Raw genomic sequence first — 15,053 nt, forward strand, 5'->3', positions numbered from 1 at the left:
ACATGACCGACAACACCGCAGCGCCGACCACGCCCGCCTACGGCGTGGTCGAATCGATCAGCAAGTACGTCGCCGCCGAGGGCGGCTCGGCCAAGGCCGTCCTGCAGCCCGCGGGTGCGGCCGGCGTCCGCATCACGCTGGTGGGCGAGCAGGACGGCGATCTCGCCGACCGGGTGGTGCCCACCCTGGAGGAAGCCCGACGCATCGTCGACGGCATCGAGGGCCTGGAAGTGGCCGAATGGGACCGCGACCTCACCAACAAGGCGACGGTGCAGCCGTCGCACTGGCGTCAGATGGCCGGGTGGGTCGCCGGTTCGCACCGCTTCCCGAAGGCCCGCAACCGCAAGGTCGTCGACTACCGCTGACTCAGGCGGTTTCGCGCGTCCGATCGGCGTCGACGGCCTGCAGCAGCAGCACCGTCGCGCCGATCATCAGCAAGGCGCTGCCGAACATGTGCAGCACCACCAGGATCACCGGCAGCCCCGTGGAGTACTGCACGTAACCGATCACGCCCTGCAGCAGCAGAATGCCGGCGAACCACCACGCCGACCGCTGCATGGCCAACCGTGCGATCACGGCGAGCAGCAGCAGCGCGAAACCGGTGCCGAGCAGGGCCCACACCGCATCCGCGTGCAACTGGGTGGCCAGCACCGGATCCAGATCGTTGCGGTGGGAGTCCTCGTCGCCCGAGTGCGGTCCGGATCCGGTCACCACGGTGCCGAGGTAGATCGTGGTCCAGGTGATCGCGTACACGGTGATCGCCAGTGCCGTGGCGAGCCGAGCGATCACCGAGTCGCGGGGAATCGGCACCTCATCGGGGTCGGTCGCGACGTTCGGGCGCGTGCGGTACACCATCCAGGTGGCGAGCGAGATGATCAGAATGGTCGCCAGGAAGTGGAACGCCACCACCCACGGGTTCAGTTTGGTCAGCACCGTGATGCCGCCGATCACGGCTTGCAGCGGCACCCCGAGGGCCACCAGCGTCGCCAGGCGGCGGGCCACGTGATCGACCGGCCGGTAGCGCATGGCCGCGACCCAGGTCGCCACCGCGATCGCCACCAACAGCCAGGTCAGCATGCGATTGCCGAACTCGATCACGCCGTGATAGGTCATCGGCGGCGTGTACTTGCCGTCGCCGCACTGCGGCCAAGTGGGGCAACCGAGACCGGAGCCGGTCACCCGTACTGCGCCGCCGGTCACCACGAGTAGGACGTTGGCGGCGAGGTTGGCCACGGCCCAGCCGTAGAGGAACCGCAGCGAGGGCGTGCGGAAACCGAGCCAGCCGGAGGCCGGAGTGACGGAAGTACTCATTCGAACTTGAACCACCTGATTGCGAGAAGACCGCCGGCGACGGCCCAGACGAGAAGGACGAGAAGACTGCCGATGTCGAAGGCGTTCTGACCCACCGCCTGCGCGAGCGCCTGCGTGAGAGCGCCGGAGGGGGACCACTCGACGAGCAGTCGTGCCCCGTCAGGCAGCTGATCGTCGAACACCACCAGTCCGGCCAGGCCCAGCAGCACGAACCAGATGAGGTTGCCCAGCGCTAGCACCACCTCGGCCTTGAGGGTGCCGCCGAGCAGCAGGCCGAGCGCGGCGAAGGCCGCGGTGCCCAGGGCGATAGCCAGTGCGCCGATGGCCAGGCCCGCCGCCTCCGGGTGCCAGCCGAAGGCCAGGCCGATCGCCCCGATGATCAGCGCCTGCAGCGCCACCACGATGATCACGGCGAAGATCTTGCCCGCGATGATGCCCCAGCGTGGGATCGGCGTGGCGCCGAGCCGTTTCAGCGCGCCGTAGCGCCGGTCGAAGCCCACCGCGATGGCCTGACCGGTAAAGGCCGTCGACATGATGGAGACCGCCAGGATGGCGGGCACGAACTGCGCGGCGCGGTCGGCGGCCGAATCGCCGGAGGCGGTGCCGATGGGGAGCAGACAGAGGCCGATCAGCAGGGTGATCGGAATGAACATGGTCAGCAGCAGCTGCTCGCCGTTGCGCAGCAGCAGCGTCAGTTCCAGTCGGGTCTGGGCGCCCAGCATCCGGGGCAGCGACGCCGGTTGCGGCCGCGGGGTGAACGTCCCGACCGGGAAACGTGCCGTACTCATCGGCGGACCTCCGCTCCGGTGAGGTTGAGGAAGACTTCTTCCAGACTGCGCTGCGCGGCCGTGAGTTCGGTGGCGAGCACGTCGCGCTCGGCGCACCAGGCCGCGACGTCGGCGATCAACCGCGGTGTGAGCGCGCCGATCACCGCGTACGCGCCGCTCGTGCCGCGCTCGCAGCGGTACCCCGCGCCGAGGGCGGCGGCGAGCTCGTCGGGGTCGATCGGCGTCGCGGTGACCAGTCGCAACCGGTCTTGCGACTGGGCGCCGGTGAGGTCGGTCGGCGCACCCGAGGCGACCACCCGGCCGTGGTCCACGATGACGATCTCGTCGGCCAACTGCTCGGCTTCGTCGAGCAGATGCGTGGTGAGGAGCACCGAGACACCGTCGGCGCGCAGGGCGGAGATCAGCTCCCACACCAGGATCCGAGCGTGGGCGTCGAGGCCGGCGGTCGGTTCGTCGAGGAAGACCAGTTCGGGGCGGCCCACCAGGGCACAGGCCAGCGCGAGACGCTGCTGCTGCCCGCCGGACAGCCGTCGATACGGCGTCCGCACGTTCTCGCGCAGCCCCAGCATGTCGAGCAGCCAATCGGGGTCGAGGGGATCGGCGCTGTAGGCCGCGCAGAGGGCCAGCATCTCGCCGGCCTTCGCACCGGGGTAGGCGCCACCGCCCTGCAACATCACGCCGATCCGCGCGCGGAGGCGGTCGTTGTCGGCGATCGGGTCCAGACCGAGGACGCGGACCTGCCCGGCATCGGGACGGAGGAAGCCTTCACAGGCCTCGACGGTGGTTGTCTTGCCGGCCCCGTTGGGGCCGAGGAGGGCGAGGATCTGGCCGCGGGGCAGGACCAGGTCCAAACCGTCGACCGCGGTGACCTCGCCGAACTGCTTGCGAAGACCCCGAATCTCGACGGCCGGGGACGAAACAGAAGCGGACTGCACGTAGCCCAGCCTAGGCCCCGAGCGCCGCAGCACGGTATTCGGGTCAGGCCCGCCTGCGGGCGGCCCACCACCGACGTGTCGGATGGTCGATGAAGAAGACGATGCTGGCCACCAAGGTCATCAGCAGGCCGGTGGACAGTCCCTGCACCACCACCATCGGTGAAGTATCCGAGCTGGTGGGCATCACGACCACGGCGATTATCGCGGAGATCACAACCGTGCCGACCCGGAACCAGCGCGTCGTGGCCCACGCGGCGAGCGGGATGATGGCCCAGAGCAGGTACCAGGCCTGCACGAACGGGAAGAAGAAGATGACGGTGGCCATCGCGATGCCCAGGCCGCCGAGCGGATGGATGCGGCCGGCGAGCACCGCCAGCAGCCATCGGATCACGAGCACCACCGCGACGAACTGACCGATCGGCCGGGCCACGTCGAGGATCACCTGGGTCTGTTCACCCAGGCCTAGCCACAAGCCGATGCGCCCGGCCACCACCGACAGCAGGGTGGGCATGGACATCCAGGAGCGGACGATGCCGCCGGTGGTGGTGGTCGACGTCCAGCCGAAGCCGAGTCCGGTGCCGACGCAGATCGCCACCACGACGCCGATCGCGACCGCTCCGGTGAGGAGCGCTGCGCCGCCCAATGCCCGCACCGTCTGCCGCGAGCGCGACCACCATTGGCGCCACGGCGCGTTGCGCAGCGCGGGCAGGGTCGCGCCCCAGCGCCGCGCGAGGGCGACGCCGACGAAACCGAGCGCGAGCAGGGAGGTGACCTTGACCATCGCCGAGGCGGCGATCACCGCGCAGCCGGCCAGCAGCAGCCAACCCGCCCGCGACGGCAGGCGCCGCTGCGGCGACCAGAGACTGTCGCTGTCGTAGATGGCACGGAAGCACCATTCGACGCCGACCAGCATCATTCCGATCATCAGCGCCTCGTTGTGGATACCGCCGACCAGGTGCAGGATCAGCAGTGGATTCAGGGCGCCCAGCCAGAGGGCGGCCACCGACGACACCCCGCAGCGACGGGCCAGTCGGGGCAGCGCCCAGATGATGAGCGCCACGCCGAACAGGGCCACCGTGCGATGCAGGACGATCGCCGCGGTGATGTTCTCGCCGGTGACCCAGGTGATGTGCTCACCGATCCACAGAAACAGCGGCCCGTACGGTGCCGGCGTGTCCTTCCAGAGGTTCGGCACCGACAGACTCAATGGGTGATCGACGCCGAGACCGCGCATCGGGCTGTAGGTGTACGGATCCATCCCGCGGAAGCCGATCGCGCTCTGCGCGAGATAGGAGTAGACGTCCTTGCTCAACAGCGGCGGCGCGAACAGCAGCGGCACGATCCACATCACCAGGGTGCGGTCGGCCTGCAAGCGGGACATCCGGCGGGCCGGACTGCGATTCTCCGCCACTTCCACGGAGTATCTGCCGATCGCATAGCGGCCCAGCAGAATCCAGGCCAGCACCAGCATCATGGTGCCGCCGATGGAGATGGTCAGTGCCGTGGAGAACATCCGGGAGGGCAGCGAGAGCACTCGCATGCCGACGATCGGGTTCTGCAGCACCGGCATCATGCCGGTGCCGAGCGAACCGATCAGGATCAGTACGGCGCCGGTGGTGCCGAACAACCGGATGCGACGCAGCCGCTTGTTCTCCAGCGGGTTGAGCGGTCCGACGTGGGCGTCCTCGCCGTGCAACCGGGCCAGCGATACGCCGTAATCGCCGGTCGCATCGATGTCGGTGTTCCTCGACGGCCGAGACAGGCCGAGGTGATCGAGCGCAGCGCGCACTCCTGGAACGTTCCGCACCCGTCAGACTCTAAGGCATCCGGGCACCGGTTCCGGCGACCCGTCGACACGGACCCGCTTAGGTCACCCTTGCTGGAAGCCCGGGAATAATTACGTCACAATAATGTTGTGAAAAGCATGGACGGTGGAAACTCGCTGCTCATCGAGCAGTTCGCAGACGGGCCTGGCGCTGACGGCCAGACCCGCGCTGCCGTCGTCTCCCTCTTGATCGATGAGGGGCCGCTCACCGCGAGTGATATCGCCGACCGACTCGGCATCAGTGCCGCCGGTGTCCGTCGCCACCTGGACATACTGCTCGATGCGGGCGATGTGCAGACGGCGGCGCCCGGCTTCGGCAAGGGCGGCCGCGGCCGTCCGGCCAAGTGGTTCCAGCTCAGCCCGAACGGTCGGGGCAAATTGCGACACGCCTACGATGACCTCGCCGGTGCCGCGCTGCGCAAGCTGCGCGACGTCGGCGGCGAGCAGGCCGTCTCGGAGTTCGCTCGCGATCGGGTGGACGGCATGGTCGCCTCGGTGGCGCCCGCCACCGGCGACGACGACGTGGTCCGCACCGTGGAAGACATCGCCGACGCACTCACCAGCGCCGGTTATTCGGCCAACGTGCGCGAAGTGGGCACCGGCGTGCAGATCTGCCAGCACCACTGTCCGGTGGCGCACGTCGCGACGGAGTTTCCGGAGCTGTGCGAAGCCGAGACCGCACGATTCACCGAATTGCTCGGGACGCACGTTCAGCGGTTGGCGACTATCGCCAACGGCGACTGCGTGTGCACCACGCACGTACCCATCGCACGACGAACACCCGCCCCGGAATCCGCTACAGCCCCAAAATCCACTACAGCACCGAACACCGACGGAAAGGCCTCACGATGACGGTCACTGACCCCGCCGCGACCACTGCTCCGGCCCCGCTGACCCAGGAAGAGACCATCGCGTCCTTCGACCGGTACGGCTACGGCTGGTCCGACAGCGACGTCGCCGGCGCCTCCGCCCAGCGCGGCCTGTCCGAAGCCGTGGTGCGCGACATCTCCGCGAAGAAGAGCGAGCCGGAATGGATGCTGGAGCAGCGCCTCAAGGCCCTCCGCATCTTCGACAAGCAGCCGATGCCGACGTGGGGCGCCGACCTGAGCGGCATCGACTTCGACAACATCAAGTACTTCGTGCGGTCCACGGAGAAGCAGGCGCAGTCGTGGGAAGACCTGCCCGAGGACATCAAGAACACCTATGACCGGCTCGGCATCCCCGAAGCGGAGAAGCAGCGCCTGGTGGCCGGTGTGGCCGCGCAGTACGAGTCCGAGGTGGTCTACCACCAGATCCGCGAGGACCTGGAGGAGAAGGGTGTCATCTTCCTCGACACCGACACCGGACTGAAGGAGCACCCGGAGATCTTCCAGGAGTACTTCGGCAGCGTGATCCCGGCCGGCGACAACAAGTTTTCCGCGCTGAACACCTCGGTCTGGTCGGGCGGCTCGTTCGTCTACGTCCCGCCGGGCGTCCACGTCGACATCCCGCTGCAGGCCTACTTCCGGATCAACACCGAGAACATGGGCCAGTTCGAGCGCACCCTGATCATCGTCGACGAGGGTGCCTACGTGCACTACGTCGAGGGCTGCACCGCACCGATCTACAAGTCCGACTCGCTGCACTCGGCCGTGGTCGAGATCGTGGTGAAGAAGGGCGGCCGCTGCCGGTACACCACCATTCAGAACTGGTCGAACAACGTCTACAACCTGGTGACCAAGCGTGCCAAGGCCGAAGAGGGCGCGACCATGGAATGGGTCGACGGCAACATCGGCTCCAAGGTCACCATGAAGTACCCGGCCGTGTGGCTGACCGGTGAGCACGCCAAGGGCGAGGTGCTCTCGGTGGCCTTCGCCGGCCCCGGCCAGCACCAGGACACCGGATCCAAGATGGTCCACCTGGCGCCGAACACGTCGAGCAACATCATCTCCAAGTCGGTGGCTCGCGGCGGCGGCCGGTCGTCGTACCGCGGCCTGATCAAGATCAATCCGGGCGCCCACGGCAGCCGTTCCACCGTGGAATGCGATGCCCTGCTGGTGGACCAGATCAGCCGCAGCGACACCTACCCGTACGTCGACATCCGCGAGGACGACGTGACGATGGGGCACGAGGCGACGGTCTCCAAGGTCAGCGACGATCAGATCTTCTACCTGATGAGCCGCGGCCTCACCGAAGAAGAGGCCATGGGCATGGTGGTGCGCGGCTTCGTGGAGCCCATCGCCAAGGAACTGCCCATGGAATACGCACTGGAACTGAACCGGCTCATCGAGCTGCAGATGGAAGGATCGGTCGGCTGATGGCGGCCCCGGATAAGAGCACGATCACCGACAACGCCCCCGCCGCGGTGGTGGTCAACAAGGGCGAGCTGTTCACCTCGTACGACGTGGACGCCTTCGAGGTGCCCAGTCAGCGTGAAGAGGCGTGGCGGTTCACCCCGTTCCGCCGCCTGCGCGGACTGCACAACGGCACCGCCGAGGCCACCTCGACCACGACCGTCGTAGTCGAGGGTGCGGGCGACGGTGTCCGCACCGAGACCGTGACCCGCACGGACGAGCGCCTCGGCACCGCCGGCGTGCCCTTCGATCGCGTTGCGGCACAGGCCTATTCGTCGTTCACCGAGGCCACCGTGGTGACCATCGAGCGCGAGGCGCAGGTCGCCGAGCCCGTCGTGATCACCATGACCGGCCCGGGTGAGGGCCAGGTGGCCTACTCGCACGTGCAGATCCACGCCGAGGCGTTCTCGCACGCCACCGTGGTCCTGGACCAGCGCGGCGGCGGCACCATCGGTGAGAACGTCGAGATCATCGCCGCCGACAGTGCGCATCTGACCGTGGTCAACGTGCACGACTGGGACGACGACGCCGTGCACGTGACCGCGCACCACCTCGCGCTCGGCCGCGACGCCACCCTCCGTCACTTTGCGATCAGCTTGGGCGGCAACACCATTCGGCTGTCCCCGCGCGTGCAGTACAACGCTCCCGGCGGCGACGCCGAACTGTGGGGCCTGTACTTCGCCGACGCGGGCCAGCACCTCGAGCAGCGTCTGCTGGTCGATCACAGCGCACCGATGTGCCGTTCGCACGTGACCTACAAGGGCGCCCTGCAGGGTGACCCGTCCGGTGACAAGCGCGGCGAGGCCCGCACCGTCTGGATCGGCGACGTGCTGATCCGGCCGTCCGCCGAGGGCACCGAGACCTACGAGCTCAACCGCAACCTGGTGTTGACCGACAACGCGCGCGCCGACTCGGTCCCCAACCTGGAGATCGAGACCGGCGAGATCCGCGGCGCCGGACACGCCAGCGCCACCGGCCGGTTCGACGACGAGCAGCTGTTCTACCTGCAGTCGCGCGGCATCCCCGAAGACGTGGCACGCCGCCTGGTGGTCCGCGGCTTCTTCGGCGAGGTCCTGGCCAAGATCACCGTCCCCGAACTTCGCGAGCGGCTCGAAGCAGCCATCGAAGCCGAACTCGAATCCGCCGGCGCCTGAGCGCGCCCCAGCCTGCCTGAAGAAAGACGAGACCAACTGTGAGCACTCTCGAAATCCGCGACCTGCACGTCGACGTGACCCCGGCCGACGCCGACGCCGAGCCCATCCACATCCTCAAGGGCGTCAATCTGAGCCTCGATTCGGGCCAGACGCACGCCATCATGGGCCCCAACGGCTCGGGCAAGTCGACCCTCGCCTACGCCATCGCCGGTCACCCGCGCTACACCGTCACTCAGGGTTCGATCACCCTTGACGGTGAAGACGTGCTGGCCATGAGCGTCGACGAGCGCGCCCGCGCCGGCCTGTTCCTGGCCATGCAGTACCCGGTGGAGGTCCCCGGCGTCTCGACGTCGAACTTCCTGCGCACCGCGGTCACCGCGGTCCGCGGCGAAGCCCCCAAGCTGCGCCACTGGGTCAAGGAGAACCGCGAAGCGATGAGCGCGCTGGAGATCGACCCGGCGTTCGGCGACCGCGGCGTCAACGAAGGCTTCTCCGGCGGCGAGAAGAAGCGCCTGGAGATCCTGCAGCTGTCGCTGCTCAAGCCGAAGATCGCCGTGCTCGACGAGACCGACTCCGGCCTGGACGTCGACGCACTGCGCGTGGTCTCCGAGGGCGTCAACCGCTACCGCGAGAGCGAAGGCGGCGGCGTCCTGCTGATCACCCACTACACCCGGATTCTGCGCTACATCAAGCCTGACCACGTGCACGTCTTCGTCGACGGCCGGATCGCGGAATCCGGCGGTCCCGAACTGGCCGACGAGCTCGAGGAGAACGGCTACGTCCGGTTCACCTCCGCCGTCGCAGCGAAGTGAACCTCGACCGGATCCGGGCCGACTTCCCGATCCTCGCGCGCACGGTGCGCGAGGATCGGCCGCTGGTCTACCTCGATTCGGGCGCCACGTCGCAACGACCGCTCCAGGTGCTCGACGCCGAGCGGGACTTCCTCCTGAACCGCAACGCCGCCGTGCATCGCGGGGCCCATCAGCTGGCCGAGGAAGCCACCGACGACTACGAGCACGCGCGGGCGGCGATCGCCGGTTTCGTGGGTGCCGCAGTCGACGAGATCGTCTTCACCAAGAACGCCACCGAGGCGCTGAACCTGGTGGCCTACGCTCTGGGTGATGCGCGATCGGCCGCGGTGTTCGACGGTGCGCCGCTGGGCCCGGGGGACACCGTGGTGGTGACCGAGCTCGAGCACCACGCGAACCTGGTGCCCTGGCAGGAACTGTGCCGACGGACCGGAGCCACGCTGGCCTGGTACGGCGTGACCGACGACGGCCGGATCGACCTCGACTCGCTGACCCTCGACGATTCAGTGAAGATCGTCGCCTTCACGCACCAGTCCAACGTGACCGGTGCGGTGACCGACGTGCCGGAGCTGGTGGCCCGGGCCCGCGCGGTGCATGCGATCACCGTGCTGGACGCGTGCCAGTCGGTGCCGCACCTGCCGGTGGACTTCCACGCCCTCGGCGTTGACTTCGCCGCGTTCTCCGGGCACAAGATGCTCGGCCCGTCCGGCGTGGGTGTGCTGTTCGGGCGCGCGCAGCTGTTGGCGCAGTTGCCGCCCTTCCTCACCGGCGGATCGATGATCGAGACGGTCACCATGGAGGGCTCCACCTACGCGCCGCCGCCCCAGCGCTTCGAGGCCGGCGTGCCGATGACCTCGCAGGTGATCGGGCTCGGCGCCGCCGTGGAGTACCTGGAGGCGATCGGCATGGACGAGATCGCCGCGCATGAACACGTCCTCGTCGACCACGCCCTGGAGCAGCTCGGCGCGATCGACGGACTGCGCCTGATCGGCCCGGCCGACAGCACCGACCGCGGCGCTGCGATCTCCTTCGTCGTCGACGGCATCCACGCCCACGACCTCGGACAGATCCTCGACGACGAGGGCATCGCCATCCGCGTGGGCCACCACTGCGCGTGGCCGCTGCACCGACGTCTCGGCGTCGCCGCCAGCGCCCGCGCGTCGTTCGCGCTGTACAACACCGTCGACGAGGTCGACGCCCTGGCCGCAGGCATCCGGCGGGCGCAGGAGTTCTTCGGCACCAGCGGGGGAGGAGAGGACTGACCATGCGAATGGAGCAGATGTACCAGGAAGTGATCCTGGACCATTACAAGCACCCGCACGGTCGCGGTCTCCGCGAACCCTTCGGTGCCGAAGTACACCACGTCAACCCGACCTGCGGCGACGAGGTGACCTTGCGGGTGGCCGTCGACGACGGCGTGATCGCCGACGTCTCCTACGACGGCCAGGGTTGCTCGATCTCGCAGGCGTCCACCTCGGTGCTCTACGACCAGATCGTCGGTCTGACCACCGAGCAGGCCCTGGCGGCCGTGGAGTCGTACCACGGGATGCTGACCTCGCGGGGCGCCGACCTCGGCGACGAGGACCTCATCGGCGACGGCATCGCCTTCTCCGGCGTCAGCAAGTACCCGGCGCGCGTCAAGTGCGCTCTGCTCGGCTGGCTGGCCTTCAAGGACGCGCTGGCCCAAATTCACGAGAAGACTGGAGTCTGAGATGACCGAACCGAACACCGCTCTGCCGTCGCACGACGACGTGGAAGAGGCGATGCGCGACGTGGTGGACCCCGAGCTGGGTATCAACGTCGTCGACCTCGGCCTGGTTTACGGCTTCGAGGTGAACGAGGACGCCGCCGTGCGCCTGGACATGACGCTCACCTCGCCCGCCTGCCCGCTCACCGATGTGATCGAGGATCAGACGCGCGGCGCACTCGTCGGCAGCGGCCTGTGCACCGACGTGGAGATCAACTGGGTCTGGCTGCCGCCGTGGGGCCCGGACAAGATCACCGACGACGGTCGCGAACAGCTGCGCGCCCTCGGGTTCACCGTCTGAGGCCTGTGATACTTTCAGCCGCGTGAGGACGTTTCCGCGCGCGCTGGCGCTGCTGACAGTAGGCGTGCTCGCGTTCACGACCGGGGGCGCGGGGATGGCACGAGCCGACGGTTCCGGGTCCATCGCGGACACGGTGGGACCGTCGCTCGTCTTCCTGCAGACCGAGTTCACCGCGGCCGTGCAGATCCCGTTCGAGAGCGGCAACCGCTGGCTCGAGGACCTCACCGTGACCGGCAACTGCACCGGCTACGTGGTGGACCCGGCCGGCTATGTGGCGACCGCCGGGCACTGCGTCGATCCGTCCGACGAGGGCATCCTCAATGCCTTCCGGCAGCGTGCCGTGGAGACCGTCGCCCGCGCGCAGGGGCGCGACGACGCGTGGGCGTCGCGGATCTACGAACAGGCCGTCGCCGAGGAATGGACCGTGCGTGCCCCGAACGGCGACACCGGTGCGGCCACCACCGTGCGCCTGCGTCAACCCACCGGCGACCATCAGCTGTTCCCGGAGTGGACCGCCGTCGACGTGGTGAACTACCAGAGCTTCGACGAGGGCGACAACGCGCTGGTGAAGGTCGCTCCGCGGGACGGACTCCGGGCCCTGGTGATCTCCGCCGAGGCGCCCGAACCGGGCGACGAAGTGGTCGCCGTCGGTTTCCCCGGCGCTGTGCAGTCGACCAACGAGTCCACGGCCATCGCGCAGCCGTCGTACAAGAACGGCACCGTCTCGTCGCGGCAGAACAGCGACAACGGCCTGTACCGCACCGAGATCTCCGCCGTGCTCGGCCAGGGCATGTCCGGTGGTCCGACCGTGGGCGCCGACGGCGCGGTGGTCGGTACCAATTCCTCGGGCGCTGCCCTGCGCGATGAGAAGGCGTCCTTCAACTTCATCACCGACAACATCGCGCTGCGCTCGTACCTGGAGAGGCACGGCGTGACCTTGGCGGTGGCGCCGAAGCAGGACAGTTCGCTCAATCCGTGGGTGTGGATCGGGCCGCTCATCGGCGCGGGCGTGCTGCTGCTGGGCGGAATGACCTGGATGCTGCTGCGCCGTCGCCGCCGCCCGGCCGCGCCGGCCGCCGATCGGCCGCAGATGGGCCGCGTCCGCCGATGCCGCCGCAGCCGCAGAACTGGACCCGACCCCCGCCCCGGCCCCAGCAGCAGCCCGACCCAACACAATCCGCGGCCCCCGCAGAATCCACAGCCGCGCCCCCAGGCCCAACAGCCGCCGCCGCGCCCGCGGCCGACGTCACCGCCGTTGGGCGAGCAGCCCACCGTGCTGAATCAGCCGCGCCCCAACCTTCCGCCGCAGTTCCCGGGCGGGCCGCCGCACCGGTAGCCTCGGAATAACCGAGCGACGCGACGACGTTAAGGAAGACATGAGCACAATCGAACTGACCGGTGACAATTTCGAGCAGACAGTTCTCGACAGCGAGATCGTCCTGGTGGACTTCTGGGCGTCGTGGTGTGGTCCCTGCCGCCAGTTCGCCCCGACTTTCGAGGCCGCAGCGGAGAAGCACGACGGCATCGTTTTCGGCAAGGTGGACACCGAGGCGGAGCAGCAGCTCGCGCAGGCCGCGAGCATCCGTTCCATCCCGACGCTGATGGTCTTCAAGAAGGGTCATCTCGTCTTCAACGAAGCCGGCGCACTGCCGCCGCAGGCCCTGGATTCGCTCCTCGAGCAGGTCAAGGCCCTCGACGTGGACAAGGCGATCGCCGAGGCCCAGGCGCAGGCACCCGACGCCCAGGCCTGAGAGAACCGGGTCGCAGAAACCCCAACGCCACGGCGACGCGCAGTCGCCACGGCACCCGCACGAACACAGCGAGCATCGCCGCCAGCACCCCCGTCAGGTCGGTGCGACCGGACAGATAGGCTCGCTGTGTTCGTATCGGGAGTGCGAAGAAGGCGTCGAAAAAAGCCGTGAGCTGCGGTCCGTCGAAGCCGAGCAACACCGCCAGCCCGCGAAGACGCAGGCGATACACCCAGCGAGCCGACCGCGGCCACAGGGCGGCGCCGACGCCGCCGGCGGCGAGATCGGCCGCGAGCACGTCGGCGCACCGCAACGACTCGGCGACGCTGTAGCCGGTCGCCGGATGCATCAATCCGCCCGCCGCCCCGAAGCGCACCGGCGTCTGCCGCCACGGTGCCGCGGTGGCATACATCGGGAAATCCACCCACTCGTCCCCGCCCCATTCTTCTGGGCCGACGCGAGCTCCCGGCAGGCGCGCGGCGTTGCGCTGCGCCAGTTCTGCGCGCCCGATCTCCGTGGGGTCCGCTGCGAGCGACGTCTCCTCGACGAGGTCCCGATGCGCGTCGACGCGCACGCGATAGCTGAACGACGGCCGGTGCACCGGGGTGGCGCGCCAATCCATCAGCACCATCTCCGGGGCCGTATCGGCGGCGGCCACGAACGTCCCGACCGCGCGCTGGCGCGGAATCGTCGTCGACACCTCGGCGGCTCCGCGCGCATCCACCACGACCCGCGCGGTGAACTGCCGACCGTCGACGGTGTGTACGCGATCGGCGGTGACCCGCGCTGCCGCCGCAGGCACCACGTGCACGGCGTCGAGCGTCAGGGCATCCTGCAGCGCCGCGGCGTCGAGCACCGCGTACGCGCGGGGGAGCGATCGACGCCGCGGGGTGTAGACCACCGTCTCATCGGCGGCCGCGGCCACCACGGTCGGATCGAGCCAGTCGGGCAGATCGTCGACGAAGGCGCCGATCGTCATCGCCCACCGGGCCTCCGGCGCCGGATCCACCAGGGTCACCTGCACGCCGTGCCTCGCCGCCCGATGCGCCAGTGCTCGCCCGGCCGGTCCCGCGCCGACGATCATCAGATCGGTCATCGTTCCAGGCTAGTGGACCCGTAGGGTGAGGGCCGTGTGGGTGCGCAGTGGCAGGTGGGTCGCCGGAGTGGCGGTCGGGGTCGGCCTCCTCGGCATCTATCTGCACTACACGCAGTTCACCGGCGATCTGATCACCAGTGCCGTCGCGTTCGTGCCGATGCTCATGGCCGTCGCGCTGATCGGTCTGCTGCTGGCCCTGATCGTGCGCGCATGGTGGGTGCTCGGCATCGGTGCGGTCGTGGTGCTCGTCGGCCTGCTGACGCAGGCGCCGCTGTACTTCAGCGCGACATCGTCCGGACCCGGCGAGTTCACCGTGATGCAGCTCAATCTGGATCAGGGGCGGGCCGATCTCGGCGAACTGGCCGACATGGTGGCGCGCGAGGAGGTCGACGTATTGACCGTCACCGAAGTGACGCCGGCGGCGTGGGGCCGATTGGAGGCCTCGCCGATCGCCGCGGCCCTGCCGTATTCGGTGGCCTATCCGGCCGTCGCAGGCAACGGCGGCGCCGTGTTGTCGCGCTACCCGATCTCCGACCAGCGCCGCCTCGACGGCTTCTGGCTGCCGAATCTGCGTGTGGTGGTGGAGGTTCCGGGCCGCCGGCCGATCGCCGTCTATGGCATCCATGTGATGCCCCCGTACCCGGACACCGCCGACCAGTGGCGCAGGGAACTGGAGGAACTGTCGACGGTGCTGTCCGCGGAGACCGGTCCGGTGATCGCGGCGGGCGACTTCAACGCCACCTACGACCACCGGCAGTACCGGCAACTGATGGTGACGTCCGAGGGGCACCCGGCCATGACCGATGCGGCCGAGGGGACCGGTGCCGGAATGGTCCGCACCTATCCGGCCGACAAGTGGTTCCCGCCGCTGCTGGCCATCGATCGCGTCCTGTCCCGGGGCGGACCCGAGCCGGTCTACTTCGCGAGCTTCGAGGTGCCGGGCACTGACCACTACGGCGTCATCGCACGATTTCGGGGCCTGCCGACGCGCCGGTAGCATGGTGCG

The 15,053-nt window shown here is 68.8% G+C and carries 16 protein-coding genes; 11 read left to right on the forward strand and 5 right to left on the reverse strand.

What is annotated here, in order from left to right; all coding sequences use genetic code 11:
• Nucleotides 1–2: 2 nt before the first annotated feature.
• Nucleotides 3–365 (forward strand): hypothetical protein, encoded by a 363-nt coding sequence (locus tag MUG78_RS14370; RefSeq protein ID WP_372493248.1) that lies wholly within the window; start codon nucleotides 3–5, stop codon nucleotides 363–365.
• Between the two features lies 1 nt (nucleotide 366).
• Here the strand turns inward: MUG78_RS14370 and MUG78_RS14375 are convergent, their stop codons facing one another.
• From MUG78_RS14375 to mptB, 4 genes are read right to left on the reverse strand one after another with little or no spacing between them, the layout of a single operon-like run.
• Nucleotides 367–1,311 (reverse strand): COX15/CtaA family protein, encoded by a 945-nt coding sequence (locus tag MUG78_RS14375; protein WP_246995894.1) that lies wholly within the window; start codon nucleotides 1,309–1,311, stop codon nucleotides 367–369.
• Nucleotides 1,308–2,099 carry an ABC transporter permease gene (locus tag MUG78_RS14380; protein ID WP_246995896.1) on the reverse strand — a complete coding sequence of 264 codons (792 nt, stop codon included), beginning with the start codon at nucleotides 2,097–2,099 and terminating at the stop codon, nucleotides 1,308–1,310. The genes MUG78_RS14375 and MUG78_RS14380 overlap by 4 nt, the downstream gene beginning before the upstream one ends.
• A complete protein-coding gene (locus tag MUG78_RS14385; RefSeq protein ID WP_246995898.1) occupies nucleotides 2,096–3,034 on the reverse strand; it encodes an ABC transporter ATP-binding protein in 939 nt (312 codons plus the stop codon). Before MUG78_RS14385 ends, MUG78_RS14380 begins: the two co-directional genes overlap by 4 nt.
• Nucleotides 3,035–3,077: 43 nt before the next feature.
• A complete protein-coding gene (mptB, locus tag MUG78_RS14390; RefSeq protein ID WP_246995900.1) occupies nucleotides 3,078–4,841 on the reverse strand; it encodes a polyprenol phosphomannose-dependent alpha 1,6 mannosyltransferase MptB in 1,764 nt (587 codons plus the stop codon).
• A 117-nt stretch (nucleotides 4,842–4,958) separates the two neighbouring features.
• Here mptB and MUG78_RS14395 point away from each other — a divergent pair, with 117 nt between their 5' ends.
• Genes MUG78_RS14395 through trxA form a run of 9 tightly spaced genes read left to right on the forward strand, consistent with a single transcriptional unit; the run spans nucleotide 4,959 to nucleotide 12,954 of the window.
• On the forward strand, nucleotides 4,959–5,711 hold the full coding sequence (locus MUG78_RS14395; protein WP_246997075.1) for a helix-turn-helix transcriptional regulator: 753 nt from the start codon (nucleotides 4,959–4,961) through the stop codon (nucleotides 5,709–5,711).
• Nucleotides 5,708–7,156 carry a Fe-S cluster assembly protein SufB gene (sufB, locus tag MUG78_RS14400; protein ID WP_246995902.1) on the forward strand — a complete coding sequence of 483 codons (1,449 nt, stop codon included), beginning with the start codon at nucleotides 5,708–5,710 and terminating at the stop codon, nucleotides 7,154–7,156. The genes MUG78_RS14395 and sufB overlap by 4 nt, the downstream gene beginning before the upstream one ends.
• The gene (gene sufD, locus MUG78_RS14405; RefSeq protein WP_246995904.1) at nucleotides 7,156–8,346 is read left to right on the forward strand and encodes a Fe-S cluster assembly protein SufD; all 1,191 of its coding nucleotides are present in this window, start codon (nucleotides 7,156–7,158) and stop codon (nucleotides 8,344–8,346) included. Before sufB ends, sufD begins: the two co-directional genes overlap by 1 nt.
• Before the next feature lie 38 nt (nucleotides 8,347–8,384).
• Nucleotides 8,385–9,158, forward strand: coding sequence for a Fe-S cluster assembly ATPase SufC (sufC, locus tag MUG78_RS14410; RefSeq protein ID WP_246995907.1), 774 nt, complete (start codon nucleotides 8,385–8,387; stop codon nucleotides 9,156–9,158).
• Nucleotides 9,155–10,417, forward strand: a complete 1,263-nt coding sequence (locus tag MUG78_RS14415; RefSeq protein ID WP_246995909.1) for a cysteine desulfurase — start codon at nucleotides 9,155–9,157, stop codon at nucleotides 10,415–10,417. The genes sufC and MUG78_RS14415 overlap by 4 nt, the downstream gene beginning before the upstream one ends.
• A 2-nt stretch (nucleotides 10,418–10,419) precedes the next feature.
• Nucleotides 10,420–10,866: a Fe-S cluster assembly sulfur transfer protein SufU gene (gene sufU / locus MUG78_RS14420; RefSeq protein WP_246995911.1), complete on the forward strand. Its 447-nt coding sequence runs from the start codon at nucleotides 10,420–10,422 to the stop codon at nucleotides 10,864–10,866.
• A gap of 1 nt (nucleotide 10,867) precedes the next feature.
• Nucleotides 10,868–11,203: a metal-sulfur cluster assembly factor gene (locus MUG78_RS14425; RefSeq protein WP_246995913.1), complete on the forward strand. Its 336-nt coding sequence runs from the start codon at nucleotides 10,868–10,870 to the stop codon at nucleotides 11,201–11,203.
• A gap of 22 nt (nucleotides 11,204–11,225) precedes the next feature.
• A complete protein-coding gene (locus tag MUG78_RS14430; RefSeq protein WP_246995915.1) occupies nucleotides 11,226–12,539 on the forward strand; it encodes a S1 family peptidase in 1,314 nt (437 codons plus the stop codon).
• 40 nt (nucleotides 12,540–12,579) lie between these two features.
• Nucleotides 12,580–12,954 carry a thioredoxin gene (trxA, locus tag MUG78_RS14435; protein ID WP_246995917.1) on the forward strand — a complete coding sequence of 125 codons (375 nt, stop codon included), beginning with the start codon at nucleotides 12,580–12,582 and terminating at the stop codon, nucleotides 12,952–12,954.
• Here trxA and MUG78_RS14440 read toward each other — a convergent pair.
• Nucleotides 12,887–14,047 carry a lycopene cyclase family protein gene (locus tag MUG78_RS14440; RefSeq protein WP_246995919.1) on the reverse strand — a complete coding sequence of 387 codons (1,161 nt, stop codon included), beginning with the start codon at nucleotides 14,045–14,047 and terminating at the stop codon, nucleotides 12,887–12,889. The genes trxA and MUG78_RS14440 overlap by 68 nt on opposite strands.
• Nucleotides 14,048–14,114: 67 nt before the next feature.
• On the opposite strand from MUG78_RS14440, the gene MUG78_RS14445 reads away from it, so the two are divergent.
• Nucleotides 14,115–15,044, forward strand: a complete 930-nt coding sequence (locus MUG78_RS14445) for an endonuclease/exonuclease/phosphatase family protein (RefSeq protein WP_246995921.1) — start codon at nucleotides 14,115–14,117, stop codon at nucleotides 15,042–15,044.
• The last annotated feature ends 9 nt before the right edge of the window (nucleotides 15,045–15,053 follow it).

Source organism: Gordonia alkaliphila (assembly GCF_023017165.1).
GTDB classification, from domain to species: Bacteria; Actinomycetota; Actinomycetes; order Mycobacteriales; family Mycobacteriaceae; genus Gordonia; species Gordonia alkaliphila.

Coding starts and splice junctions, on each gene's coding strand:
- MUG78_RS14370 (WP_372493248.1), top strand. CDS start 3: ATGACCGACAACACCGCAGCGCCGACCACGCCCGCCTACGGCGTGGTC.
- MUG78_RS14375 (WP_246995894.1), bottom strand. CDS start 1,311: ATGAGTACTTCCGTCACTCCGGCCTCCGGCTGGCTCGGTTTCCGCACG.
- MUG78_RS14380 (WP_246995896.1), bottom strand. CDS start 2,099: ATGAGTACGGCACGTTTCCCGGTCGGGACGTTCACCCCGCGGCCGCAA.
- MUG78_RS14395 (WP_246997075.1), top strand. CDS start 4,959: ATGGACGGTGGAAACTCGCTGCTCATCGAGCAGTTCGCAGACGGGCCT.
- sufB (WP_246995902.1), top strand. CDS start 5,708: ATGACGGTCACTGACCCCGCCGCGACCACTGCTCCGGCCCCGCTGACC.
- sufD (WP_246995904.1), top strand. CDS start 7,156: ATGGCGGCCCCGGATAAGAGCACGATCACCGACAACGCCCCCGCCGCG.
- sufU (WP_246995911.1), top strand. CDS start 10,420: ATGCGAATGGAGCAGATGTACCAGGAAGTGATCCTGGACCATTACAAG.
- MUG78_RS14425 (WP_246995913.1), top strand. CDS start 10,868: ATGACCGAACCGAACACCGCTCTGCCGTCGCACGACGACGTGGAAGAG.
- trxA (WP_246995917.1), top strand. CDS start 12,580: ATGAGCACAATCGAACTGACCGGTGACAATTTCGAGCAGACAGTTCTC.
- MUG78_RS14440 (WP_246995919.1), bottom strand. CDS start 14,047: ATGACCGATCTGATGATCGTCGGCGCGGGACCGGCCGGGCGAGCACTG.